Source organism: Agrobacterium sp. CCNWLW32, assembly GCF_037083425.1.
In the GTDB taxonomy this organism is placed as follows: domain Bacteria; phylum Pseudomonadota; class Alphaproteobacteria; order Rhizobiales; family Rhizobiaceae; genus Agrobacterium; species Agrobacterium radiobacter.
The window spans coordinates 1-806 of record NZ_JBAOJM010000039.1; the positions used below are offsets into that span (position 1 = coordinate 1).

The following is an 806-nucleotide window of genomic DNA, read 5'->3' on the forward strand; positions in this document are numbered from 1 at the left end:
GGTGATGTCAGGTTAAACTGCCGGTGAGATTTTGCGACTATCCCGCCGTCATGAGCCAGAGTCCTGTCAGCTACAAGCGCCACCGTTTCCCGCGTTCTGTGATCGCCTATGCAGTCTGGCTGTATTTCCGATTTCCGCTGAGCCTGCGCCTGGTCGAAGAGATGCTGCTGGAACGCGGCATCGTCGTTTCCTATGAGACGATCCGCTGTTGGGCGAAGAAATTCGGCCCAGAATATGCCGGTCGCTTGCGTCGCAAACCGCCAAGCCCGCGCGACATCTGGCATCTGGACGAGGTGGTCGTGACGATCGGCGGGCGGAAACATTGGCTCTGGCGGGCTGTCGACCAGGATGGCTATGTACTCGACGAAATCGTCCAGGCTCGTCGCAACACCAAGGCTGCCAAGCGCCTGCTGGTCCGGCTGATGAAGAAGCAGGGATGCCCCCCGAAGCGTATCGTCACCGACAAGCTTCGCTCTTACGGCGCTGCACGGCGTCAAATCATGCCCACGGTCGAGCATCGATCACACAAGGGGTTGAACAACCGGGCCGAAAACTCGCATCTGCCGCTGCGAAAACGAGAGCGGGTGATGCAGCGGTTCCGCTCGCCGGGCGCGTTGCAACTTTTCGTCACCGTCTTCTCCGCGGTCCGAAACTTGTTCGCCCCAACCGGTTCGAAACATACAGCCATCGACGTCCACCTGCATCGCCTCAGGGCGATCGCACACTGGAAGGGCGTGGCCGGGACAGCCGCATGATCACTCCGACCCTGCCGGATGCGCACTCGTCCCGATTAACCTGACATCACC

General features: G+C 60.4%; 1 protein-coding gene. It reads left to right on the forward strand.

Annotated features, from left to right (window positions below; all coding sequences use genetic code 11):
- Positions 1–50 precede the first annotated feature (50 nt).
- Complete coding sequence (locus V6R85_RS26000) at positions 51–755, forward strand: IS6 family transposase (RefSeq protein ID WP_111785219.1); 705 nt, start codon at positions 51–53, stop codon at positions 753–755.
- Positions 756–806 lie beyond the last annotated feature (51 nt).

What these genes read in the sequence shown, in the direction of transcription:
- V6R85_RS26000 (WP_111785219.1), top strand. Translation starts at nt 51, where the DNA reads ATGAGCCAGAGTCCTGTCAGCTACAAGCGCCACCGTTTCCCGCGTTCT.